The following is a 22,493-nucleotide window of genomic DNA, read 5'->3' on the forward strand; positions in this document are numbered from 1 at the left end:
AGGATGATCCGGCACCGCAAAGCCCACGCCTGCGGGGTGGAACGGCGCCGAACCCATCCCTCCAGCGCAGCCCGTTCCTCATCCGACAGGATCAACTCGGCCTTCGGCCGCCCAGTACGTGCCACCAGGCAACCCTACACATCTGAATAGAATTCCAGACTCAGAAGACTAGCCTCAGGCAAGACTGCAGCCCTGCGGTTATTTCAGATGAGTAACAATACAACGAAGATCGTCCAGAATATCGTAGCAACACCACCGGGCGCTACCGCTGCGCGGCGCTGCTCTGCGTTTGTACCGGCATTCTTCCATCGTGAATGAAAGAGGACTGCGGCGACAATTCCGAAACAAAAGGACATCACAGGAAGTTCGTATCCATCGGGTATCGCGTCACGCGCTAACAACACTTTGCCTCCTCTGTTCGCCTCGAATTGGCATCGCGGGTGGGGGCGGGACGCAAGCACGTCCCACCCCCGGGCACGCTACGCGGCCAACGCGTCGCCTGGCCGGTGCGAGATCAGCCGGGCGATGCCCGCCAGATGTCCTGCCTGTCTCGCAGATGGTGCTACTTGCTGCGGGCCTTACTCACCAGGAATGCCACCCCGACGATGACCACTAGGGCGACAGCGATGATCCAGAAGGGCGGAGTGCCCTCCCCGGCGCCCTTAGCAAGGAACTGGCCATATAACATTAGTCCTCCCGTTTGCTGGTTATCCCTTGTCGGTTCCTAATTCAGGACGCTGGTTGCGGCCTTCTCGCCCAGTTCGCCGGCGCCGTATCCAATGCCGAAGCAGGTAGCGCCAACAGCCAACCCGCCCACGCCCGCGGTGGGGGCGCTGACAGCGACGGCGACCGCGCCACATACAGTTCCGGCGGCGGCGCCCGCCACCAGGCCGACGCCTGTGGCCAAGGCGTCCCTGTAGTTGCCCTCGTTCAGGTCGTTGGCGATGGAGCCGATGTCGTACATGTCGAAGCCCTTGCCGACCACGTCGAAGAAGGCAAGTCCGGTCGGGTCGATGCGGTTGACGGGGTCGCCTTCGGCGTAGAAGTAGGGGTTCTTCTCCTGGCCGGAGGGGTCGGGCTGGGTGAAGCGGCCGATGTTGGCGTCGTAGTAGCGGTGCTGGAGGTGGTAGAGGCCGGTGGGGTCCTGGTAGCCGCCGGCGAAGCGGTGGGGCTGGGCGACCGGTTCGTACGACTGGGCCAGCAGGCGCACGCCGCGGGGGCTGTACGCGTAGCTGTTGACCTTGTTGCCGTCCGCGTCCGCCAGGGCGACCACGCTGCCGATGGCGTCCGTGAGGTAGAAGTACGTCCTGCCCCCGGTCGTCATGGAGTTCAGCGTGCCCCCGGGTTCGCGGGCAAATCACATGTCAGCACCGGCAGTTGTCCTCGCGGACAGGCCCAGCGGGCCGTTGTGGAAGAAGGTGTCGCCGAGGCGGATGCGTTCGCTCTGGTCGGTGGAGCCGTACTGGCCGGCGTACGCCTTGCCGCCCACCGTGATCGAGGTCAGCTGGGAGTGGTCGGTGTAGGTCTGCGCCGTGCGGGCGTAGTCGTCCGTGGAGGCGCCGGCCGTCTCGTTGCCGATCGGATCGTAGGACCAGGCGCCGGTGGTGCTGGACTTGGCGGTCAGCTGCTGGGCGTCGTTGTAGATGTAGGTGGTGCCGCGCGGGCAGCCGGGGTCGGTTCCCTGCGAGGTGAGGTTGCCGGCCAGGTCGTAGCAGTACTGCCAGGAGTCCGTGACCGCCCCGGACTTCTCCTCCTTGGCGTAGGAGCGGCACTGTCCCCGCCGCCCTCGTGCTGAGCAGGACGTCCGGTCGCCTGCTGCTGGAGCATCCGTCTCCTCCCGCCCTGACATCGGGCGTCTCATACAACGATGGGTGTCCTCAACCCAACCGTTGCTTCACGGGCCCAGATCGCGGCTTCTTGGGACTTCGGTGAGAGACAGCAACCCGCCGAGCAAAACGAACAGCGCACTGTACAGGACCGTTTCGACTCTGCCGACGTCGGCACCATCGATGATGTGACCACCGATCGGCGGCCACATCAGTCCGCCTCCCAGGACAAGCAGGTGATACCGCGTTCACATAACAGACGCATCCCCACCCACAGCGCCCACGGCATAGAGGCCACTCCGACGAGCTGAGCTAGCAGATGCTCCAGGAACCCCGTACCGAAGTTGGGGTTCGGTTCGTTCTGCGCTTCTTGAGCCCACTCTTTCGCCGAGGTCCAGATCCAGTAGCAGACGCCTGCGGCTGCCGCTGACACCAGCATGCCCTTGACGGAGCGAGCGATTCTCGGCTTCTCCACATCTCCACGGTTTCAGGGAGCCTGGGCCTGGCGCCTGAGTACGCGTACTCAGGCGCCAGCCGCCAGAGGTCAGTCGTCGCCGAGCGTGCACTCGAAGGCGTCCGCGCATTTCCGAGCAGTAGCCCTATGTCCCGATTATCCGCTTCAACCGGACAGGGCGATGCCGTGGACTGTCTCCTGGGCATCACAGATGGCCTTGTCCGCGAATTCGTTCCGTGGATCGGAGAAGACGGCGTTGCGCGGTGGAGCAGGTCGCCAGTGGCGAGCGGGACCTACAGCTCGGCCTGGCCGCTGCCCAACAGCGCCTTCTGCCACGGCGGCGGCCCGTCCGCGCCACGCGCCCGCAGGCGCCGGTCCACGAGGACCTGCGTGGCAGCCGCGATCAGGTCACTGCGGTCCTGCTCCGAGGCAGGCAGTGCCGGTCGCGACTCTGCCATGCAGACCCCGGCGAGCAGCCCCGCCAGCACGGCAGCCACCGCGGCCCGGCCCCAGGCCAGAGCTCGAGGAACGTCGATGCTCACACCGCTGCAAACGATTACGAGGTGCCAAAGGCATGGCAGCTGGCCAAGTCCAACAGCACCCCAACATCGACGCGGCCATGGTCCACACCCTCGCCAAATGCGAATGGATCAAGAAGGGACTGCCGCTGCCTCATCGGCGACTCCGGCACGGGCAAGTCGCACCTGCTGATCACGCTCGGCACCGAGGCCGCAATGGCCGGCCACCGGGTCAAGTACGTCCTGGCGACGAAGCTGGTCAACGAGTTGGTGGGAGCTGCCGACGAGAAACAGCTGACCAAGACCATCGCCCGCCACAGCCGCGTCGACCTGCTCTGCATCGACGAACTCGGCTACATGGAACTCGACCGCCGCGACCCCGAACTCCTCTTCCAGGTCCTGACCGAACGCGAGGAGAAGAACAGCGTCGCCATCACCTCCAACGAGTCCTTCTCCGGCTGGACCAAGACCTTCACCGCCCCCAAGCTCTGCGCGGCCATCGTCGACCGCCTCACCTTCGGCGGCAACATCATCGAAACCGGCACCGACTCCTACCGCCTCGCCACCACCCGAGCCCAAGCGGAACGAACCGGCGTCTGAGCACGATCCGCCTGCTCTAGCGAACCGGACCACATTCATCGACGATCACGGTCGGCTCCGACAGGAAGACATCCCGGTCGACGGGTCCGTAAGCGATGTTGAACGTGTCGAGCCAGTACGACCAACCGCGGATTCCCAGCGCGCTGGAGAACCGGTAGTTCAACTGCCAGCGGACCCACTGCCCGGGAAGCAGTCGAACTGCCGGTGGCCTGCGCGGCCGAGGTGGCAACCCGAAGAGTGACTCCACACGAGCGAGTACTCGGAGCCGATCGCCTTCGTCCCGCAGGCTGACATCTACCTCGCGAAGGTCCTTCTGACTCGAACGTGGCTCGAAGCTGTCACGTTCGGATATCTGGACGAAGTGAGCAAACTCGGAGAGCACCTCAGGCAACGAGAAGCCAACCGGCACCGCGTTCCTGTGGGCAGCGGCCTCGCCGCCCCGCGACTGCTTCGTCCAAGACGTCTTGATCCACTGCACCGTGATGTCCACCGCACCTGCCCTTCGCCGAGAGCCTACGGTCAACATTGGCTTGACGTCACCCAGGTTCCGACGCAACCGTCTGCTGTCAGTTCTCATCGTTCTCGGAAGCCGCTTACAAGCGCTCTCCGATCTCGCGTACGCAGCCACTCAGCCTCCTGCTGAACAAAGAGGACTTTGTCACCGACGCGGACATCTCTGTGATCCCCGCCCACAAGGTCTTCCGGCTGCGCTGCGACTGGGACAGGTTCGACGCCCACCGCGAGCAAAGCCAGGAAGAACTCCTCAGGATCACAATCCCGGCCGCTGCCGATTACCGCGGCTGAGTCTGATCCGTCGACGGGAGAGCATGTACCGAAGAGGAAGCGCAAGCGGTCACGGCGTGCCGGGCGGCAGCCGGTCGTGCAGCGGGAGACCGTGCCTCAGCCCTGGATCCACGGGCCGTGCGGCGCCGCCCGCCTAGCTGATAACGCGCAGTCGTGGGAACCCGAACCTGCGCCTGAGTTCTCGTGCGGCGGTGCCGCGGTGGACCTGGAATTCGCCACCGGAACCCTGCCCGCCATGCGTCTGGGCTTTGGTGAACTGTTCGCGCAGGAGCGCGGCGTCCGATCCGCGCGGGCTGGGGCTACGCCGTGGAACTGCCAGCCGTGCTGGAGCTCCTGGAGCGTATCGGTGACGGCAGGATGAGCACGCCTGCCGCCACGGCGTGCTGCTCAGGGCGGCAGATCTGCTGTACGGCCCATTTCGGTGTTGGGAGGCCGAAGACTCCGAGGCACTGCGCAACGAGTACCGGGAGTCCGGGGGATGCCCGCTATGTCCAGCAACGCGCACAGTTCGGCGCGTTGCTGGACATAGCGGGCGAGCGTTGGCAGCGCCGCAGCAGCCGGAGAGGTATCCGTTCGCTGCGGGCAGGCAGGGCATTCACAAGACATCGTGCTCGGTCGTCCTGCGCGAGATGCCGTCGGACTTCTCCCGGCCCACAGGCAAGGCCTACGCGTCGAAGCTGAACGCGTTCAGCCACATTCTGGTCGCCTGCGGCGACTTCGCGGCCTCCCGCGGCTATCCCCGCTTCGCGTGATGACGCTCGAGGAAGCCCGGGCGTGGTCCGCCGAGCGGACCGGGCCGAAGGGCGGTCGGAACTACAGGCGTTGCCAGCGGTGCGCCCCCGCCCTGTGAGCACCGCGGCCGCCAGCGGCGTCAGGAGCCGGGCAGCGTGGCGGCGGCAGCTAGCGGTCTTACGGCTCGACGAGCTCACCCGTCTGAGAGATCTTGCACTGGTAGAGGAAGAACGGGCCGCCCAGCTGGGACAGAACGGTGAGATGCTCGGTGAGCGCAAGTGTCCTCTGACGGTAGCGCCGGCCCGTCCCGTACTGCGAGGACTGCAGGCCGGCAGAGTTAGTCACCCATTCGTCCAGGTGCTGGACCAAGGCGGTGAGCATCGCCGCGTCCCGGTCCATCGTGGCCGGTGAAACGGGGGCCTCCAGCAGCACCACGACGATGGTATGCGCGGTCTGCAGGCTGAGCCAGGTCACCGGCTCGGTCTCGGCGGCGCCTGCCCGCAGTCGCACAAGGGCGTTCTCCAGCGGGTCGGCCGTCCACGGCTTGGTGCCCGTCAGGGCCGGTTCCTCGGTCAGCCAGTCTGCGCGCAGGCCGCACTCATGAACCGTTGAGCCCGACGCCGTCGTCGGCGAACACTGCATGGGAGAAATGCAGCAAGACATCGGCGGCAGCGTGGCCGCTGACGCCGATGGACCAGCAGTGCCAGCCCAGCGGCACGTAGGGGTCCGTCTTCGTCCACGGGGTCCGGCCGATCATGTCGCCGGTGCCGTACCCGTCGCCGCACAGTCCGCAGAGGCCGGGGGGGGGAGGCGGCCGATTCCGGCCGGCCGGTCCACGCGCGTAATGCGCCGAAGGCGCACACGGTACCCCCGCCGGCCTTCTCGCTCGCAGGCGCGGACCTCGCGCATGATCTCGCGCAGATCGTGGTCGTCGACGTCGGAGATGTTGATGCTGCTCTCGACCTGCTCGGCGAGGACGGGATCGTGGGTGTAGAGGCCCGTCGGCAGGCGGCCGGTCGGGTCCGCTGCTCAGTCGCTTCGGTCGCTTGCGTCGCTCGGAGGCCAGTGGCCCGATTCCCAGCGACCGGGCAGCGCTTCAGTCGCTACCCTCGCAGGTCGGAAAAACCGCAGGTCAAAGACTCAAAGATGAGCTGGGAGCGACTGAAGCGACCCAGCCTGGACATATATCAGTGTTCTAGGTTGTGTACGTGTGCGTCATAGACAACAAGCTTCAGTCGCTTCAGTCGCTGATCCAGCAGGAAGATGCACTCTGAACTGCGGATTTTCAGCAGTCGAGCAGCCAGCGACCGATCTTCGCCCGGTCGCTGTGATTGGCGTTTGGTAGCTGTCGGCGTCGCTGGCAGCCGCAGTCTCGACACAAGCCGCCGGTGCTGCGCATGTGCTGCATGACCCCACCGGCCTCGTTCGCTAGTCTGTGTCCACCGTTGGGTCGCTTTGGTCGCTGATAGGAGAGCAGATGCCTTCTGAGCTGCAGCTTTCCCTCAGCGACGCAAACGAGCCCTCGAACTGCGCCAGGTCAGTCGCTGCCGCACTGGCCACCGCCCAGTGGTGTGCCCGCCGGGGCTGGCCGGTCCACCCGCTCGCGCCGGGCCGCAAGACGCCGGCCGCCAACTGCAGCGACTGCCGCGCCCAGGCTCACCCCCCGGCCGAGTGCCCCTGCCTCTCCGCAGGTCGCTGGTGCCACAGCTTCTACGCGGCCACCCTCGACCAGGCCCGCATCCAGCAGTGGTGGGGCCATCGCCCCGAGTTCGGCGTCGGGGTCTCCTGCGGCCCGGCCGGCCTCGTCGTCATCGACATCGACGCCCACCACACCCAACCCCCCGCCAGGGACCGGATCCTTCCCGGCATCCCCATCGGAGACCACGTCGACCTCACCGGACTGGCCAACGGCTTCCACACCCTCGCCGTCCTGGCCGCTCTGAGGGGCCAGCAGAGCCCCGCAGACGACAGCTCCACCCTGCGGGTCCGCACACCCTCGGGAGGCCTGCACGTGTGGTACCGGGCCACCGGCCCCGGCCGCTGGCTGTCCTCTGTCGGCTCCAGCGCCGGCCGCGCCCTGGCCTGGCAGGTCGACATCCGGGCCCACGGCAGCTACATCGTCGCTCCCGGCACCATCACCGACCACGGCGCCTACACGCCCGTCGGCGAGGCTGACGAACCCGCCCCCCTCCCGCTGTGGCTGGCCCAGGAACTCGACCGCACCGGACACCTGCCCAAGCCCGCAGTCCCCGCTCCGCGGCCGGTCCCGGCCCGCGCCCAGCAGGCCGTCTTCGCCGCCGGCGGCGGCCGCAGCCACACTGAGCGGACCCTCGCCTCGATCCTCGCCCCCGTCCAGGCATGCGGCCAGGTCAGCGAAGGCGCAGGCTTCTCCGACATCCTCAACCGCGCCGCCTACACCCTCGGCGGACTCGTCGCCGCCGGCCGCCTCGTCCGGCAGGATGCCGAACAAGCCCTCCACGAGACCGCAATCGCGGCCCGCCCCGGCCAGGAGCAGCGCATCCGGCAGATCATCCGCAGCGGCCTCGACGCGGGCATGAAACGACCCCTCCACACCACCGGGAGGCGCCCATGACGTCCCCTGGAGGAGAGACCCTCTTCGAGTTCGACGCAGAAGCCGTCGCCGCGCAGATCCGTCAGCAGGCCGCCGTGCCGCTGCCCGCCCAGAACGCCGCCGACCGTCCGGCCGCCGGCCGCCCCGCAGGCGAAGCGACCGCCAACGGGCTGCTGCCCGACACCCTCACCGACCGAGGCAACGCCAAGCTCTTCATCCAGCTCTACAGCAACGACTACCGCTACGTCCCCAAGATCGGCTGGTACCGCTGGGACGGCACCCGCTGGCAGATCGACGAAGAGGACTCCGTCGTCTGGGCGGCCGGCGACCTCGCCGAACACATCGCCACCCACGACCCCAGAGGCCTGTTCTCCACCACCGCCCTGCACAAGCACCGCACCCGCGCCATGTCCACCACCGGCATGAACGCCATGCTCTCTCAGGCCAAGTCTGCTCCGGGCATGGTCCTCAAACCCGACCGCCTGGACGCCGACCCCTACGCCCTGTGCACCCCCGAAGGCATTGTCGACCTGCGCACCGGCCTGCTGACCGCCCCCGACCCGGACAAGGACTTCCACTCCCGTTCCACCTCGGTCGGCCCGCGGCAGATGCCCACCCCTCGCTGGATGCGCTTCCTCACCGACACCTTCGGCGACGACGCTGAGGGCCTAGAAATGATCGACTACCTGCAGCTGCTCCTCGGTTACTCGATCACCGGCGACGTCGGTGCCCAGGTCCTGCCCTTCCTGTGGGGCGAGGGCAAGAACGGCAAGTCCGTTCTGCTGGACGCGTTCATGAAACTGCTCGGCGACTACGCGGACGCCGCCCCGCCCGGCTTCCTGATGGCCAAGCCCTTCGAAGGCCACCCCACCGACCTCGCCGAACTCCACGGCAGGCGCGTCTACGTCTGCTCCGAGATCAAGCCCGGCGACCGCTTCGACGAGGCACGCGTCAAACACCTCACCGGCGGCGACCGCATCAAGGCCCGCCGCATGCGCCAGGACCCCTTCAGCTTCGAACCCACCCACAAACTCTGGCTCCTGGGCAACCACAAACCCGAAGTCGGCACCGGAGGCTTCGCGTTCTGGCGCCGCATGCGCCTGATCCCCTTCGAACGCGTCGTCTCCGACGACCGCAAGATCGACAACCTCGCCGACCTCCTCGTCATGGAGGAAGGCCCCGGCATCCTGGCCTGGCTCATCGACGGTGCCCGTCGTTACCTCGCAGGCGCCCGCGACCTCACCGGCCCTGAACGCGTCCGCATCGCCACCACCGCCTACGCCGAGACCGAAGACCACACCGGCCGCTTCTATGACGAATGCTGCCGTCTCGCACCTGACCTGCGCGCAGAGCAGGCGGCGCTCTACGCCGCTTACAAGACCTGGTGCCACAATGAAGGCGCGCAGGTCATCTCCTCACGCGCGTTCGCCGCCCGCACCCGGGAACTGGTCGGGCTGGCCTCGCCGAAGGACATGATCTTGTCCAATTCGCGCAAGTACTACCCGGGCATCGGACTGCTCACCGACGAGGAGAGGGACACCAGCGCATGAGTTCCCTGATCGACGCGGACGAGATCAGCCACGAAACCGAGTTCGTCTGGCTCGAGGACATCGCACAGCTCGACTACGTGCGCCAGAGCCTGGACCGGCTGCCCACCCGCAGGGGCAAACCCCCCTACCACCGCGACGGCCGCATGATCGGCTATGCCATCCTCGGTCCCGACGCCAAACCCTCGCGCGCATCGGGAACCTTCCGCCGCCGCGTCTTCTGGCTGCTGCCCCACGACCGCGACAGCGAACCCGACGGCCTGTACGCCCGCAGCGCCCCGGCCGAAGCGGTCGACCCCCGCACCCTGCAACCCCGTGTCAAGGGCTACAAGACCGAACGCAGCGAAGGTGGCCCGCCCTCGCAAGCCATGCAGGAACTCGGCATACGGCTCCCGCTGTAGGCGGCCATGGAGATCAGCCGTGTCCCCCTGCCCCGTCGTGGTCGGTGTGATGAGGCAGGGGAGGAGACCTCATCAACCAGCGGGGTCGCGGCCGGTCTCATCAGTTGAGGGCAGGGGGCCGTCGCTGCAAGCAGGACGGCGCGCCGCCGTCCAGGGGGAACATCCGGCCCCTGGATTGCCGCCGACCTCGCCTCGGACGGCCACGGCGAGGTGACGCGGGTGATACGGCGCCCACCGCGGTCCCGCGACGATCAACCGGTGACCGGGGCGAGCAGCAGGGCAGCGGTGCGTGAGCGCGTGTTTTGACGGGGGGAACTTACGGCCAGGACGGTTCGCTGCGGGGCACGATGACGACTTCCGGCATGGCACTGGTGGCGGGGACGGACAGGGCGCACAGCAGTGCGTCGGCGACGATGTCGGGGGCTTGCAGCTTGGAGGTGTCGGCGTTCGGGAAACGCTCGGTGATGAACGGCGTCTCCATGCCGTCGGCGATGATGCCGGTGATCCCGATGCCGGGGCAGTCGCGCTGGGCTTCCTGGAACAAGGTGTGGGTGAAGGCTCGCAGACCCGTCTTGCTGGCAGCGTAGGCACCGGCTTCGGTCCAGGTCCGGTTGGACGCAGTGGACAGGATGTTGACGATGTGGCCCTCACCTCTGGCCACCATGCGCCGGTAGAGGGCCACAGGCACAGGTACATCGGGCCCAGAAGGTTCGTGGTGACCACATGGGTGACCTCGTCGGTGGTCAGGTGCTCGATGGGTTTGGTGACATCGACGGCGGCGTTGTTGACCAGGATGTCCAGCGGCCAGCCGTCCTGCTCGAGGTCCTGGATCGTCGCGGCCACGGCGTCGGCGTCGCGGACGTCCAGTTGGACGAACCGCGCCTCATGGCCCTCCACGGTCAGGGCGGCGCGCATCTTCTCGCCGTCTTCGCGGCGTACGTCGGCCAGACATACGCTCGCTCCCGCTCTGGCGAGGCGACGGGCGATGGACGCCCCCAGTCCCCGGGCCGCGCCGGTGACCAGGGCGCGTCTGCCGGACAGATCCAGGTGGATGCTCGGTGTCAAGATCGTGCCTTTCGGTTGCTCCGCTGGCAGGGCCGGTGCCACGCCGAACGGTCGAGTCGGTGGCCTGTTTCCTCTTTCCTCCCCCGAGGGGCGCTGCGCGGGGCGAGGTCGGCGCGGACAGCACCCGGTTGGCGCTAGCCCTGCTCAGGGCAATCTTCTGTGCGTCCTCGAGCGTGCTGCACGAGGAGAACGCGAAGGACAGCAGTCGGCGTACACAGCCATGGTTCTGCCGCGGTCGTACTCCCGTGATCGGCGTCCGGGGCGGTTCCCGCCGCCCTGCTCTGCTGTGAACTCGGCGAACCCTCGGGGCCGATGCACAGGAGGCGGCGATGCGGATCCTTATCACCGCGGACCGTGCCCGCGCGGGCACCGGGAGCACGGCTGGCTGCACCGAACGTGTTGCTGCCACCCTCCGTAAATGCAACCATTCAGTTGCACACAGGTTTCGGAGAGAGGTGGCCATGTACGACACCACCGATGCGGATCGAGTCGGCTCGACCGGATCGTCCGGCAGATCGACATCGACGCCCCGGCCGACCGACTGGGGGAGCTGATCGCACGGCCCGGCTGGTACGTCAATGACGGCACGGCTGAAGTCGAGCCCGACCTGCGTCATGAAGGCGACGTGGCCGTCGTACGCCACGCGGCGCTGGGTGAATTCCGCTTTGGACAGATGGCGCTCCGCGGCATTCCGCTGGATCGGCACCCGTTCCGCAACGAGGCCACACCCTCCACCCTGGTCGAGTTCTGGATCGACGAACGCCATGGCGGCGGGGTGACCCTGCGCGTGGGTGGAGAGCGGGTTCTCCGGCCTCGCCGACGACCCGGCAACGTGGCTGAAGGAGCGCGAGGGCAACGACAAGGGCTGGCTCACCGGAGCGCCCGGAAACCAACGCCACGCATCCACGCGTGACGATCACGCACCACGAAGGCGGGACATCACCGTGATTCAGGACAGCTCAGCACATTCGGACCGTGCGCCGGCGCTGCCGCGGGCGACCGACCGGGCTTCCTTCCATGCCGAACTCGGGCGACTGCGTACCCGGGAGAAGGCACACACCCGGGAGGGGGATGCGATCGCCGCCGCCCGCAGGCGCCTGCCCGTGGTCGAGGTGGCAGCCGACCTCGAACTGACGGGCCCGAAGGGGCCGGTCACCCTGCTCGGAGCCTTCGAAGGGCGCCGACAGCTCATCGCCTACTACTTCATGTGGCACCACGGACACGACGCGGCCGGGCAGTGCGAAGGCTGTACGTGGGTCACCACTCAGGTGCAGGAACTGTCCTACCTTCACTCGCGCGACATCACCTACGCGGTCTTCTGCCAGGGCCCGTACGAGGAGAGCCGCCGCTACCGCGACTTCATGGGCTGGGAAGTGCCCTGGTACTCGGCGGTCCCCTCGCAGGAGGAACTCCTGGTCGGGCGACGCGTCGGGTCCATGCACCTCGTGTGCTATCTGCGGGACGGCGACCGCGTCTTCGAGACGTACTGGACGACCCGGCGCGGCGTGGAGGCGATGGACTACAGCTACGCGCTCATGGACCTCACCGTGTACGGACGTCAGGAACTATGGGAGGAGTCTCCTCCCGAGTGGCCCACCGTCCAGGGCACACCCGCCGACCACATCCGCCTGCGGCGCGACGGACGCCCCATCGCCCAGTGGTCGCGGCTCGCAGCCGGCCGTTCCGACACCCTCACGCCGCGCTCCTGACATCCGGCGACCAAGCGCTCCGACGGCAGCCCAGCCCAGCACCCGGGCCGCCGCCGTCGGCGAGGCCCAGCTCCTCAGCCGACATCCGGCGGTGGCCGACCCGGATGCGGGCGGCTGCCGGGGAGACGTCGGCGTACCGCAAGGACGGCCTGTACGCGCTGTGAGTCGCCGGTGAAGCCGTGGTGAAGACCCGCCGCTGAGGATCACAGGGTGGTCGCTGCAGGTGTCGGCAGGTAAGTGCGGGTGAGGGAGCAGGAGGCAGTTGGGCAGCAGCTGTCGGGGTTCTTCGCCGACCACCTGGTCGGCGAAGAACCCCTCCGCACGTCCGGCGCGGGAATTGGGACGCAAGGATGCTGGGCGCCGTGGTCGGGGACATGCGTAAGACGAGATGTCCGTTCCTGGCCCGGAAAAGCTGCTGACGACGATCCCCCGCGCGCGGCAGCCGTGGCGGCCCCAGCAGGGCCGTGACGAGGCGGTGGTGCGTCCGGAGCGGGGGAGCACGCAGCTTCGGCCGACTCGTGAACCGGTGACGTCGTAGTCGATCCCGCCCCGTACGGCCACGACGCGGAACGCCCGTTGACCTGGGAGTACTCGATGGGAGAGCGCGGCTGTCGGCGCAGTCCCGTCCCGGGAAGGGCTGGGGGACCTTCTGTGGTGGCCGTGACGGGACCGACACCCCGGTCCGTAGCCGCGCGCGGACAAGCCCACCACCGCTCGGAACCCCCACCCCCTCACAACGTCCGTGTGCGGGGTGGGGTGGGTTCCGAGAAGTGACGTCGCTGCCTGAGGTCGCCCACCTCTGTGACAGCAGGTGGCCCAGTTTTCTGACCGGTCACAGACCCAGCGATGAGTTCGGCGGCCGACGGGAGTCTCATCACCGTTGTCGACAACACAGGAGGAGCACGTGGCTCAGTTGCTGAGAGTCCAGAACTTCAACGTGTCGAGTGACGGGATCGGCGCCGGCGAGGACCAGACCCTTGCGAGGCCATTCGGCCACGTCGAGCCCGAGCGGCTGTTCGCCTGGGCCGGAGCCACGGCGAGCTGGCCCATGCGCACCGACCCCGGAGGAAGCCGAGGGCTGGACGACTATTTCACGCGAGATTACGCGCGCAACATCGGTGCCGAGATCATGGGCCGCAACAAGTTCGGACCCCAGCGCGGGCCCTGGCAGGACCATGAGTGGTGCGGCTGGTGGGGTGACGAGCCCCCATTCCACACTCCGGTATTCGTCATGACCCACCACAAGCGTCCGTCGTTCACGCTCTCCGACACCACATTCCACTTCATCGACGGCGACCCGGCCATGGTCCTGGAGCAGGCGCGGGAGGCGGCACAGGGCAAGGACGTCCGGCTCGGCGGCGGGGTCACCACCATCCGGGAGTTCCTGGAAGCCGACCTCGTCGACACCATGCATGTGGCGGTCTCACCGGTGAAGCTCGGCTCCGGACTACGACTGTGGGAATCCCCCGATGAGCTGCTCGACCGGTTCCATCTGGAGGTCGTGCCCAGGCCGAGCGGCGTGACGCACCACCTGTTCTGGCGAAAGTGACCGGATCTCGGGGCCGGTCCCGGCTGGTCGTTCCGCCTCCCGGGGCTGCCCTGAGGCAGCCGAGCGGGTCGGTTCGGGGGTGGTGGCTCCGGGAAGGCGCCCGGCTTGCGGACCAGGACTTCGGGGGAGCGGTTTGGCTCCGGGCGGCAGCCGCCCTTGGCGGTGAGAGGCGTGCGGCGCCACGCGGATGGCCAATCGCGACCACATGATCCGCATCGGCAAGGGCGACACACACATCTGACCGAGCGACATGCCCTGCGCTTGGAGGGCATGCGGGTGGGCGCCCATCATGCCAGGTGGCATCGGCTGCGAGGCGTACCGCGTTCCGTGCGCCAACGATCCGGCGGCGCGGAACACCAGGGCGCTGGCCCAGACGCCCGCGGGGCCGTCCCGTCGTGGGGCTTCGCGCTGCCACGGTGGAGGACGCGATCGAGCCGCGTTCACCGCGCTTGTCCACACGGCGCGCGGTCGGCCCGGAGGAATGCTGCGTCGCGGGCGGCGTGACACCGATCTCCACCACCAGGGCGGTTCGCCGCCGCCTTCCGTGCCGTCGTCGATTTCCCTGAACATCCGGCTTGGCGAGTGTGGTACGTGGCACAACTTTGTTCCGATCGGAAGGATGGTCCATGAGCGCCTTCGCCCTCCACAGCCGGTTCCTCGGTGACGTGCTTCCCCGCATTCAGCAGGATGCGCGAGTGGCCGGCGTTGCCATCGGGGGATCGATCGCGGGTGGACACCCCGATGTCTACTCCGATGTCGACCTGATCGTGGTCATCGACGACGAGGCGTTCGACTCGGTCATGAGGGAGCGTCTCACGCTGATCGGCTCATGGGCCGCGCTTGTGACCGCCTTCACCGGGGAACACGTCGGTGAACCACGCCTGATCATCACCCTTGTCGGGCCGCCCCTCCTTCATGTCGACTTCAACTTCGTGCGGACCTCGGATTTCGCCGAGCGTGCTGAGGAACCGAAGATCCTCTGGGACCGGGATGGCGGCCTTGCCCACTCGGTCGCGGGGCATCCGCCGACAATCCCCTCGCTCGACCTCCAGTGGATCGAGGACCGGTTCTGGGTCTGGGTGCACTACGGTGCGACGAAACTCGGCCGGGGTGAACTGTTCGAGGTCATCGGCTTTCTCAGTTACCTGCGGGAGGCCGTGCTGGGTCCTCTGGCAGCCAGGCGGCTTGGTGCGCCACCCCGCGGCGTGCGCCACCTCGAATCCATCGCGCCGCAAGAGGCGCGCGACCTTCAGACGACCTTGTGCGGGTACAACCGGCACGACGCCGGTCAGGCACTCCTCGCCGGCATCGCGCTGTACCGGCGGTGGCTCGACGACACAGGGGCCGTCATCGAACGCCGCCGCCGGGCCGAAGAACTCGCCGTCAAGTACCTGCACGACGTCATCGATCAGGCGAGCTGACCGAGCCGCCTCGGCGCGCCGCCCGTAGCCGTCCACCACCGTGAACCGACCGGCTCCGACATGCCGCACGCGTCGCCGCGTCCTCGCTGGTCGGCACGTCGGCGATCTTCTCTCCGGGATGCTCTGGAGACCGACTACCACGCTCAACTCCAGCCCCAACCGGCAGCTGGAGCCGGCGCATAGGGCCCATCGATCCCGGAACCGCTCAGTCTGCAGCCCATGGAGGAGGGCGGGGGTCTTCCACGGTCCTTCCGTGCTGAACGTCGGACGTTCTGAGTGCGCTCGGGCTTCACGGCGTGGAGGGTTCGATGTGCTGTGACTGTGGGGGGTGGAGAGCGAGGGGCAGAGGTTGAGAGTGCACGAGGTGCAGTCGGGAGACCGCTCGGGTGAGCGCCACGTACAAGCGGTTCATGCCGCGGTGCTCGGCTTGGACGATGGCTGAGGGCTCGACCACCACGACGTGGTCGTACTCCAGTCCCTTGGCGGTGGAGGCCGGCACCACGGTGAGGCGGGCTCCGGGGGTGTCCGGTCCGGATGCCGGCAACCCGGCCGCGATCAGAGTGCGGCGCAGCTCTGGGGCGTCGGCGTCGGCCGCGATGACGCCGATGGAGCCGGCGTGCTCCAGCGCCGTGCTGACGGCTGAGACTGTCGCGGCGGTCGTGTCGTGGGTCGCCTCGATGCTCACCTCTCCGTCGCGGCGCAGGGATCGGGCGGGTGGTACGTCCGCGTCGAGGTGGTTGAGCAGGCGGTTGGCGAGTTCGGCGACGGTGCCAGGGATGCGGAATCCGACGGTGAGTGGGGTGACGACGGCGTCCGGTTTCCCCAGGTGGGTGAGGAACTGAGGCCAGTCGCGCGCGGCCCAGGGCGTGGTGCCCTGAGCGAGATCACCGAGGACGGTGACCGATCCGAAGGGTGAGCGGCGGGCGATGGCGCGGCACTGCATGGGTGAGAGGTCCTGCGCTTCGTCGATGACCACATGTCCGTAGCCGCTGGGGCGCTCGATCAGGCCGGCGAGTTCGTCGAGGAGGACGAGATCGGCCGCCGACCAGCGGGCCGACTTCGCAGAGCGCGGTGGTTCGCTCCACAGGAGGGTCTTCTGCTCGTCCGTGTCCAGGACGCCTTCGGCGGCGGCGGCCAACGTGTCCGGACGGGTGAACAGGTCGGCGAGGATCTCCTCGGGTCGCACGGCGGGCCAGATGGCGTTCAACAGGGTGGTGACCGGGCGTGCCCGGGAGAGCTTCTGTACCCAGGTGTTGGTGCAGGGGCCGCCGCGGCGCTCGGCTTGGCGCTGCACGGCGCGGACGATGCGGATGCGGACGCGTTCGCGCCCCACGGCGTAGGCGGGTTCCTCGGTGTGCACGTCGCGGACGATCTGTTCCAGTTCGTCGGTGGATACACGCCAGCGGTAGGAACCGTCTGGCAGGACGAGCGGCTGCGTCACCTCTGTGCTCACTCGCGCGTAGAGCGCGCGGCGCAGGACGTCGGCCATGCGGATGTCGTGCTTGACGAGCGCCGCGGCGTCGCCGTCCTGTGCTGTGACCGGATGGCGGGCGATCTCGTCATCGAGGGTGGATTGCCTCACGCCGGTTTCGCCGAGCGCGGGCAGGACTTGGGAGATGTAGGAGAGGAAAGCGCGGTTGGGGCCGAGGATCAGCATTCCGCCGCGCTGGATGCGCTGCGGATAGGTATAGAGGAGGTAGGCGGCGCGGTGCAGTCCGACCGCTGTCTTGCCCGTGCCGGGGGCGCCCTGGACGCAGAGGGAAGTGGTGAGGTCCTCACGTACGAGGTCGTCCTGTTCGGGCTGAATGGTGGCGGCGATGTCGCGCATGGGCCCGGTGCGGGGGCGCTCGATCTCGTCGGCCACGATGCTGCTTTCCCGTGCCTCGCCTTTGCTGAGGTGCTCGTCCTCCAGGGCGGTGAGGTCGGTGGAGACACCGCGGCCGGCTGGGGACCAGCCGAAGCGGCGCCGTACGGCGACGCCTTGGGGGTCGCGGGCGCTTGCCCGGTAGAAGGCTCGTGCCACTGGGGCGCGCCAGTCGACCACCAGGGGTGGGGCGGAAGGATCGTGTGCGATGCGCACACGTCCGATGTGGTACGTCTGTCCGGCGTGGTCGCCCGCGGCCTGGGGGTCGCGGGCGAAGTCGAGGCGTCCGAAGAACAGCGGACCCTCGGGAAGCTCCCGGAGTTCTTTGGCCTGACTGCGTAACTGGTAGCCGAGTACTTCTGCGTCGGCGCCGGATGCGGAGGCGTCCTCGCCGATGACCACTTGGTGTTGCGCGCCGTCGACCATGGCCTTCCATGCTGCTCGGCATGCGTCGTGGTAGGCGCGTGCCTGGGTCAGGGCGTCACTGGACACGGAGTCGGAGAGTGGCATGCCACCACCATAATGCAACTGAGTAACATTTATTACTTGGTTGCGATTCGAGGTCGGCAGAGATGCGGCAATCCGGCCTCGAGCTGCGCGAATGCTGACTGGGCCACGTCCACGGCCTCAGGGTGGAGCGCGTCCGCGCTGCGGCCCGCAGTGATCTGGCGCCAGTTCTCCTGTGCGAGCACACGCTGGACGGCGATGATCTGCCCGGCGGCCAGACGTGCCTGGACGCCACCGCCGGTTTCGATGCCGAGGACGTCGGCAAGAGCGGCTTCGTCCCGTTCCACATGAGCATGCAGGCGCGCCACCAGTGACGGCGTCGCGTACAGCAGCCGGTGGAAGGCGAGCACCTCGACGTCGTCGTTCAGGCCGGTCACCGGATCGCGCCGGGCGAGCCCGTCCAGGAAGTGGCACCGCAGCGCCTCCAGCGGAGAACGCCCCGCCGGGCGCTGTGCCACCACCCTCCCGGCCTCGCCCTCGTGGTCGGCCAGCCGGTGCAGAACGAGGTCCTCCTTGGTGGGGAAGTACCGGAAGAGCGTCGGCTTCGAGATTTCGACCGCTGCCGCGACTTCAGCGACGGTCACCTGCTCATAGCCCTTCTCCAGGAAGAGCCCGATGGCCGTATCCGACAGTCGCCGATACATCTGCCGCTTCTTGCGCTCGCGCAGCCCGACCACATCTTTCATGTCAGGAAGCGTACGCAGCGGCCAGCCGCACGCTCTCCACCCTCCTCGGGCTCCTTCTCCGTCGGTCGCGGTTGTGAGGGGCCCGCCGACGAAGTCGGCTCCCTGGCCACGGCCTGCCGCGACGCCGTCACTTCGCCTACACGTCGGTCAGCGGCCCATCCGTCCTGCACAACGGCGAGGGAGTCATCCACGCTGCTCGCCGGGACTCATGGCCGTCACGATCGACCTCTCGGCTGGCCGGGCTCGTCTTTCTCGGCCTGGCCGTCCGCAGCCGCGCCAAATGCTGACCGCAGCCCACCGGGAAGACACCCGATGCAGCCCTTCGAGGGCGCAGGAGCGCGACACAGAACAAGCACTGCGACGGCCGTCCGCAGCTATTTGGTGATACCGCATAGCAGTACTCAGTGTTACTGACTACCTGCACGGGGTGGGAGAGGTGTCGCGATGGACGATCTGACGGAGATGCTGAAAGGCACGCTCAAAGGATGCGTGCTCGAGATCATCGACAGGCAGGAGACCTACGGGTACGCCATCACTCGGCAGTTGAACGAACTCGGCTTCACCGATGTCGTCGAGGGGACGGTGTACACCATCTTGCTGCGGCTGGAGCGCAACAAGCTCGTCCAGGTGGTGAAACGGCCATCGGGGATGGGCCCGCCGCGCAAGTTCTACTCGCTCAACGACGCCGGACGCGAAGAGCTCGCTCGGTTCTGGACGAAGTGGCAGTACCTCTCATCGCGGATCAACAAGCTCAAGGAGGGCGGGGAATGAACTTCTGGGAAAAGATCACCGGCAGCGATCTCACCCGGGAATGGGAGGCGTTCGACGCCCGGGCTCGGACACTCCCGGACGATCACCGTGCGGCGTGGGACCAGATCAAGGTTCACCTGCTGCCCCATGGCGACTTCACCGGCCGCAGCCTCATACCGATCCTCGATGGCGCGCTCGCGTTGCTCGAGGAGACGGCGGCCGAGGGGCAGAGCGCCCGTGAGGTCCTGGGCGAGGACATCCCGGCCTTCTGCACAGCGCTGGCCGGCGGAGAAGGCGCTCGAACGCACCGCGACCGGTGGCGCGAGCAGCTGAACGACAACGTTGCCCGAAAACTCAACCGGCTGGGAGGCTGATGTGGGCATCCAGGACATCATCGAGGGCAAGAAGCAGTGGCGAGCGCACATGGCCCGCGTCAAGGCACTCCCGCCGGACTACCGGATCGTCTACAAGGAGGTGCAGAAGTACCTGTTCAAGGTCGGACCGGTCGACCTGCTCGACGGGGCCCTGCTCCCCGGGATCGTCGCCTTCTTCGAAGAAGGCGTCGCCGCCGGCAAGGGCGTGCTGGAGCTCATCGGCAGCGATGCCGCCGCCTTCTGCGACGACCTCATCAAGGACTCCCGCACCTACGCGGACCTCTACCAGGAGTCCATCGACCCTCACCCCGGCACGGCCGGGAAGTAGCACGGGCCGTCTCACACCAGTAGAGAATGCACCCTCATGCTCACTGCGTCCCGCCTCGGGGCCCGCGCGAACAGGCGCGGCCCGACCGGCCGGCAGCGGAGCCGTTCGACGGGCGCCGAACTTCTCCGCCTGCGCACACCGTCGAGTACCGCAGCCCGAGGGACTTCGCCGGGCAGCGCGTCGTGGTCGTGGGCGGCGGCAACTCCGGTGCCCAGACCGCCGCCGACCTCGCCTACGACACCGACCTGACCTGGATCACCCTGCGCCCGCCCCGCTTTCTCCCTGACGACATCGACGGCCGCGCCCCGTTCGACGCTGCCACCGCCCGCCGCCGCGCCCTCGACGAAGGGCGCACCGACACCGGCAAAGTTGCCGCGCTGGGAGACATCGTCGCCGTGCCGCCCGTGCGGGAGGCGAGGGACGCCGGGCGGCTCAAGGTGTTGCCCATGTCCGTACACCTCGACCGTGACGGCGTCGTCTGGGCCGACGGCACGCGCACGCCGGCCGACACGGTCGTCTGGTGCACCGGCTTCCGCCCGGCGCTCTCCCATCTGGCGCCCCTGGGACTGCGCGGCCCGCGCGGCCGCATCCCACCGTCGGCACGCGGGCCGTCGACGAGCCACGCCTGCACCTGCTCGGCTACGGTGACTGGACCGGCTCCGCCTCCGCCACCCTCATGGGCGTCGGCCGCCCGGCCCGCGATGCGGCCCGGGACGTCGCTGCTCGGCACCGCAGGATGACCGTCGGCGCGGACCGTGCTGATCTTCTCCCCGACGGCGAAGGGCAGCTCGAAAGCAGCCGATCAACCCCGGTGCCGACGCCACCGCCGATGCCACGTCGGAGGAGCCGTCGGCGGATGCGCCGCCCTTGCCCTGCCACTCCTTCACAGCGGGGTGCTGCCAGGCTCCCGGTGCCGCGCCGGCGAGACACGCCTGGAGGTCCTGCGTCGTGCCGGAGCTGTCGGCGCGGTGCACCGCGTGGACGGGCAGGTTCGGCAGTTCGGCTCCGGGGTTCAGCTCCTTGATCGCCGGGTCGTTTCAGCCGGTGATCTGCAAGTCGACAACGCCCTGGTCGGTCTCCCCGCAAAGCCGAGGCCCGCAGAGGGCGTGGGCCCTGAGGGCAGGGCCATCAATCTGCCCATGCCGGGCGGTCCCATCACGGTCGGCTACCACGTACGGGGGGCCTCGATGCCGACACCCGTCGCGAGGGTCGAGGAAGTCCCCGTCACCGTCACGGGTGCTCGTCGCCGGTCAGCTCGTACACGGCCGACTTGAGCGCCATCACGCGCACTGCGTCGACCAGGAGGTGGCCTGAGTCGCGGGCGACGCTGTAGGTGCTGATGAGCGGGCCGCCGTAGAAGTCGTCCCAGTCGGCGTTGTACTTCGCGCAGCCGTCGAGGACGGTCTTCATCTCGGCGTCGGCCTGCCACGCGGCGTGGATCTGGCGGGCCCGCTCAGCGACGTCGGCGGGTGCGGGAAGTGCTGTTGTTGCGGTCACCGTTCTTCCCTTCGTCGGGTCGTGCTCTACCGGGATGGAGCTGACCGGCTGGGCCGGGGGTGTGTGACGTCCTCCCCGACCCAGCCGGGGTCTACAGGGGCCGCAGGCTCACGAGGGCCAGGGCCGTGAGTGCGGCGCCGAGGAGCCCAGGTCTGCCACCAGGCCCACCAGGGCAGTGCGCGGCGGTGACGGCGGCGGCGGCCGGTCATGACGCGGCGGTCTCCGGTGTGATCGGTGCGGGGTCGGCCAGGGAGTCGGGTTCGGTGGTCCATTCCCTGCCTCCGCCGGGCGGCTGCAGCCAGGCCAGCAGGCGCGGTTTGTCGACGTCGGGGGCGATGGCGCGCAGGGTGCCGCGGCGGCCGGTCGCGGTGTCCTTGACGTCCCGGCCGATCCAGGGGTGGTCGCAGTGGAGCATGCCGCCGCTCACCGCCTTTCACCGTTCGTCGAGGCCAGCGGTGCCCACGTGTAACGCACCCGCACGCCGTGCGCATGGAGCCAGGCAGTCTCGCGGTGCCGGAGCTCGTGCGCGCCCTCCGGGGCGATGCTGGCGGGCCGGCGGACGAGCACCGTGGCGATGGCGCCGGCCTTCGCCAGGTCGCGTACCCGCCGCCACCCTTCACGGCGGCCGGGGTCGGACTCGCCGAACTCGTCGATGACCACTTCGGTGACCGTCAGGCCGCGCTGCTGTGCGAAGGCGTGGCCTTCCTCCTCCGCGCGCTCGGCGGCCAGGCCCGGCATCAGGGTGCCGCGGTCGGCACAGACGTACAGCACGGCTGCGGCGGGGTCCGGGACGGCCGGAGCAGTGGCCTCTCCCCGGGGGATTCCTGCACTGGTCATCGCTGCCTCAGCAGGTAGATCGGGAGCCGGTGCCCCGCCGTGCCCCACGGGGGAAAGGCGCGGCGGGGCCGTACACGACACCTAACAGCCCGTCACCGCCTGGTGTGCATGACGAAGCCGGCCGGGCCTGCCACGGCCTGGCTGACGAATTGACTCTTCCGTTACCTGCCACCGGTCGGGCGCACGCCCTACCGTGCTGTCGTGGCAGAGAGCAGAAACGAGCCGTTAGCCGCCTGGATGGCGGAGCACCAGATGACCAAGGGGGAGCTCGCCGACGCGGTCAACAAGGCCATCGGCGGCTTCAGCGGCCGCCCCGGCACGACGTCGGAGCGCACCGTGTTCCGATGGCTGTCCGGAGAGAACCGGTGGCCGCAGGAACGCCAGCGCCGGGGCCTGGAGATCGTCACCGGCCTGCCCGTGACGGCTCTAGGGTTCGTGCCCCGGGGGAAGTC

The 22,493-nt window shown here is 68.3% G+C and carries 21 protein-coding genes and 5 pseudogenes; 14 read left to right on the plus strand and 12 right to left on the minus strand.

Annotated features, from left to right (window positions below; genetic code table 11):
- Positions 1-724: 724 nt before the first annotated feature.
- From ACZ6KF_RS32600 to ACZ6KF_RS32610, 3 genes and pseudogenes are all read right to left on the minus strand, one after another.
- Positions 725-1,765, minus strand: a pseudogene (locus ACZ6KF_RS32600) (RHS repeat-associated core domain-containing protein); the annotation flags it as partial.
- Between the two features lie 272 nt (positions 1,766-2,037).
- The gene (locus ACZ6KF_RS32605; RefSeq protein WP_469241732.1) at positions 2,038-2,301 is read right to left on the minus strand and encodes a hypothetical protein; all 264 of its coding nucleotides are present in this window, start codon (positions 2,299-2,301) and stop codon (positions 2,038-2,040) included.
- 272 nt (positions 2,302-2,573) lie between these two features.
- Positions 2,574-2,822 carry a hypothetical protein gene (locus tag ACZ6KF_RS32610; protein ID WP_469160770.1) on the minus strand — a complete coding sequence of 83 codons (249 nt, stop codon included), beginning with the start codon at positions 2,820-2,822 and terminating at the stop codon, positions 2,574-2,576.
- 56 nt (positions 2,823-2,878) lie between these two features.
- Between ACZ6KF_RS32610 and ACZ6KF_RS32615 the strand changes: the two are divergent.
- A pseudogene (locus ACZ6KF_RS32615) lies at positions 2,879-3,398 on the plus strand (ATP-binding protein); the annotation flags it as partial.
- A 16-nt stretch (positions 3,399-3,414) separates the two neighbouring features.
- Here ACZ6KF_RS32615 and ACZ6KF_RS32620 read toward each other — a convergent pair.
- Complete coding sequence (locus tag ACZ6KF_RS32620; RefSeq protein ID WP_469160771.1) at positions 3,415-3,888, minus strand: hypothetical protein; 474 nt, start codon at positions 3,886-3,888, stop codon at positions 3,415-3,417.
- 853 nt (positions 3,889-4,741) lie between these two features.
- Between ACZ6KF_RS32620 and ACZ6KF_RS32625 the strand changes: the two genes are divergently transcribed.
- Positions 4,742-4,954: a hypothetical protein gene (locus tag ACZ6KF_RS32625; protein WP_469160772.1), complete on the plus strand. Its 213-nt coding sequence runs from the start codon at positions 4,742-4,744 to the stop codon at positions 4,952-4,954.
- 157 nt (positions 4,955-5,111) lie between these two features.
- Here ACZ6KF_RS32625 and ACZ6KF_RS32630 read toward each other — a convergent pair whose 3' ends face one another.
- Positions 5,112-5,576, minus strand: coding sequence for a hypothetical protein (locus tag ACZ6KF_RS32630; protein WP_469160773.1), 465 nt, complete (start codon positions 5,574-5,576; stop codon positions 5,112-5,114).
- Positions 5,577-6,411: 835 nt separating this feature from the next.
- Here ACZ6KF_RS32630 and ACZ6KF_RS32635 point away from each other — a divergent pair.
- Genes ACZ6KF_RS32635 through ACZ6KF_RS32645 form a run of 3 tightly spaced genes read left to right on the plus strand, consistent with a single transcriptional unit; the run spans position 6,412 to position 9,454 of the window.
- Positions 6,412-7,527 carry a bifunctional DNA primase/polymerase gene (locus ACZ6KF_RS32635; RefSeq protein ID WP_469241734.1) on the plus strand — a complete coding sequence of 372 codons (1,116 nt, stop codon included), beginning with the start codon at positions 6,412-6,414 and terminating at the stop codon, positions 7,525-7,527.
- Positions 7,524-9,056, plus strand: a complete 1,533-nt coding sequence (locus ACZ6KF_RS32640; RefSeq protein WP_469160776.1) for a DNA primase family protein — start codon at positions 7,524-7,526, stop codon at positions 9,054-9,056. Before ACZ6KF_RS32635 ends, ACZ6KF_RS32640 begins: the two co-directional genes overlap by 4 nt.
- Positions 9,053-9,454: a DUF6009 family protein gene (locus ACZ6KF_RS32645; protein WP_469160777.1), complete on the plus strand. Its 402-nt coding sequence runs from the start codon at positions 9,053-9,055 to the stop codon at positions 9,452-9,454. Before ACZ6KF_RS32640 ends, ACZ6KF_RS32645 begins: the two co-directional genes overlap by 4 nt.
- A 316-nt stretch (positions 9,455-9,770) precedes the next feature.
- Here ACZ6KF_RS32645 and ACZ6KF_RS32650 read toward each other — a convergent pair whose 3' ends face one another.
- The gene (locus tag ACZ6KF_RS32650; RefSeq protein WP_469241736.1) at positions 9,771-10,136 is read right to left on the minus strand and encodes an SDR family oxidoreductase; all 366 of its coding nucleotides are present in this window, start codon (positions 10,134-10,136) and stop codon (positions 9,771-9,773) included.
- 62 nt (positions 10,137-10,198) lie between these two features.
- Positions 10,199-10,561: pseudogene (locus ACZ6KF_RS32655) on the minus strand (SDR family NAD(P)-dependent oxidoreductase); the annotation flags it as partial.
- Positions 10,562-10,937: 376 nt separating this feature from the next.
- Between ACZ6KF_RS32655 and ACZ6KF_RS32660 the strand changes: the two are divergent.
- From ACZ6KF_RS32660 to ACZ6KF_RS32675, 4 genes are all read left to right on the plus strand, one after another.
- A complete protein-coding gene (locus ACZ6KF_RS32660; protein ID WP_469241784.1) occupies positions 10,938-11,432 on the plus strand; it encodes an SRPBCC family protein in 495 nt (164 codons plus the stop codon).
- 34 nt (positions 11,433-11,466) lie between these two features.
- On the plus strand, positions 11,467-12,228 hold the full coding sequence (locus ACZ6KF_RS32665) for a DUF899 family protein (protein WP_469241806.1): 762 nt from the start codon (positions 11,467-11,469) through the stop codon (positions 12,226-12,228).
- 904 nt (positions 12,229-13,132) lie between these two features.
- A complete protein-coding gene (locus ACZ6KF_RS32670) occupies positions 13,133-13,777 on the plus strand; it encodes a dihydrofolate reductase family protein (RefSeq protein WP_469241787.1) in 645 nt (214 codons plus the stop codon).
- A 626-nt stretch (positions 13,778-14,403) separates the two neighbouring features.
- Complete coding sequence (locus tag ACZ6KF_RS32675; protein WP_469241790.1) at positions 14,404-15,198, plus strand: nucleotidyltransferase domain-containing protein; 795 nt, start codon at positions 14,404-14,406, stop codon at positions 15,196-15,198.
- Positions 15,199-15,487: 289 nt separating this feature from the next.
- Here ACZ6KF_RS32675 and ACZ6KF_RS32680 read toward each other — a convergent pair whose 3' ends face one another.
- Together ACZ6KF_RS32680 and ACZ6KF_RS32685 are read right to left on the minus strand one after the other, a co-directional pair.
- Positions 15,488-17,572 carry a HelD family protein gene (locus ACZ6KF_RS32680; protein ID WP_469241792.1) on the minus strand — a complete coding sequence of 695 codons (2,085 nt, stop codon included), beginning with the start codon at positions 17,570-17,572 and terminating at the stop codon, positions 15,488-15,490.
- A gap of 32 nt (positions 17,573-17,604) precedes the next feature.
- Entirely contained in the window at positions 17,605-18,255 is a 651-nt protein-coding gene (locus ACZ6KF_RS32685; RefSeq protein WP_469179666.1) for a TetR/AcrR family transcriptional regulator, read from the minus strand.
- A 444-nt stretch (positions 18,256-18,699) separates the two neighbouring features.
- Between ACZ6KF_RS32685 and ACZ6KF_RS32690 the strand changes: the two genes are divergently transcribed.
- From ACZ6KF_RS32690 to ACZ6KF_RS32705, 4 genes and pseudogenes are all read left to right on the plus strand, one after another.
- Positions 18,700-19,026 (plus strand): PadR family transcriptional regulator, encoded by a 327-nt coding sequence (locus ACZ6KF_RS32690; RefSeq protein ID WP_469241794.1) that lies wholly within the window; start codon positions 18,700-18,702, stop codon positions 19,024-19,026.
- Positions 19,023-19,379: a DUF1048 domain-containing protein gene (locus tag ACZ6KF_RS32695; RefSeq protein WP_469241796.1), complete on the plus strand. Its 357-nt coding sequence runs from the start codon at positions 19,023-19,025 to the stop codon at positions 19,377-19,379. The genes ACZ6KF_RS32690 and ACZ6KF_RS32695 overlap by 4 nt, the downstream gene beginning before the upstream one ends.
- A 1-nt stretch (position 19,380) precedes the next feature.
- Positions 19,381-19,707 (plus strand): DUF1048 domain-containing protein, encoded by a 327-nt coding sequence (locus ACZ6KF_RS32700; RefSeq protein ID WP_469241798.1) that lies wholly within the window; start codon positions 19,381-19,383, stop codon positions 19,705-19,707.
- 86 nt (positions 19,708-19,793) lie between these two features.
- Positions 19,794-20,428: pseudogene (locus tag ACZ6KF_RS32705) on the plus strand (pyridine nucleotide-disulfide oxidoreductase); the annotation flags it as partial.
- A 509-nt stretch (positions 20,429-20,937) separates the two neighbouring features.
- Here the strand turns inward: ACZ6KF_RS32705 and ACZ6KF_RS32710 are convergent.
- The 3 genes from ACZ6KF_RS32710 to ACZ6KF_RS32720 all read right to left on the minus strand — a co-directional run bounded on the left by ACZ6KF_RS32710 (position 20,938) and on the right by ACZ6KF_RS32720 (position 22,041).
- Entirely contained in the window at positions 20,938-21,204 is a 267-nt protein-coding gene (locus ACZ6KF_RS32710) for a hypothetical protein (protein ID WP_469241800.1), read from the minus strand.
- Between the two features lie 205 nt (positions 21,205-21,409).
- Positions 21,410-21,631 carry a hypothetical protein gene (locus ACZ6KF_RS32715; RefSeq protein ID WP_469241802.1) on the minus strand — a complete coding sequence of 74 codons (222 nt, stop codon included), beginning with the start codon at positions 21,629-21,631 and terminating at the stop codon, positions 21,410-21,412.
- Positions 21,628-22,041, minus strand: a complete 414-nt coding sequence (locus ACZ6KF_RS32720; protein WP_469241804.1) for a hypothetical protein — start codon at positions 22,039-22,041, stop codon at positions 21,628-21,630. The genes ACZ6KF_RS32715 and ACZ6KF_RS32720 overlap by 4 nt, the downstream gene beginning before the upstream one ends.
- 201 nt (positions 22,042-22,242) lie before the next feature.
- On the opposite strand from ACZ6KF_RS32720, the pseudogene ACZ6KF_RS32725 reads away from it, so the two are divergent.
- Positions 22,243-22,493 (plus strand): annotated as a pseudogene (locus tag ACZ6KF_RS32725) (XRE family transcriptional regulator); the annotation flags it as partial.

The organism is Streptomyces sp. NPDC046379 (assembly GCF_055587785.1).

Excerpts from the sequence above, each read along its gene's own strand:
- ACZ6KF_RS32630 (WP_469160773.1), bottom strand. The coding sequence starts at position 5,576 with ATGCAGTGTTCGCCGACGACGGCGTCGGGCTCAACGGTTCATGAGTGC.
- ACZ6KF_RS32635 (WP_469241734.1), top strand. The coding sequence starts at position 6,412 with ATGCCTTCTGAGCTGCAGCTTTCCCTCAGCGACGCAAACGAGCCCTCG.
- ACZ6KF_RS32640 (WP_469160776.1), top strand. The coding sequence starts at position 7,524 with ATGACGTCCCCTGGAGGAGAGACCCTCTTCGAGTTCGACGCAGAAGCC.
- ACZ6KF_RS32645 (WP_469160777.1), top strand. The coding sequence starts at position 9,053 with ATGAGTTCCCTGATCGACGCGGACGAGATCAGCCACGAAACCGAGTTC.
- ACZ6KF_RS32660 (WP_469241784.1), top strand. The coding sequence starts at position 10,938 with ATGCAACCATTCAGTTGCACACAGGTTTCGGAGAGAGGTGGCCATGTA.
- ACZ6KF_RS32675 (WP_469241790.1), top strand. The coding sequence starts at position 14,404 with ATGAGCGCCTTCGCCCTCCACAGCCGGTTCCTCGGTGACGTGCTTCCC.
- ACZ6KF_RS32680 (WP_469241792.1), bottom strand. The coding sequence starts at position 17,572 with ATGCCACTCTCCGACTCCGTGTCCAGTGACGCCCTGACCCAGGCACGC.
- ACZ6KF_RS32685 (WP_469179666.1), bottom strand. The coding sequence starts at position 18,255 with ATGAAAGATGTGGTCGGGCTGCGCGAGCGCAAGAAGCGGCAGATGTAT.
- ACZ6KF_RS32690 (WP_469241794.1), top strand. The coding sequence starts at position 18,700 with ATGGACGATCTGACGGAGATGCTGAAAGGCACGCTCAAAGGATGCGTG.
- ACZ6KF_RS32695 (WP_469241796.1), top strand. The coding sequence starts at position 19,023 with ATGAACTTCTGGGAAAAGATCACCGGCAGCGATCTCACCCGGGAATGG.
- ACZ6KF_RS32720 (WP_469241804.1), bottom strand. The coding sequence starts at position 22,041 with ATGACCAGTGCAGGAATCCCCCGGGGAGAGGCCACTGCTCCGGCCGTC.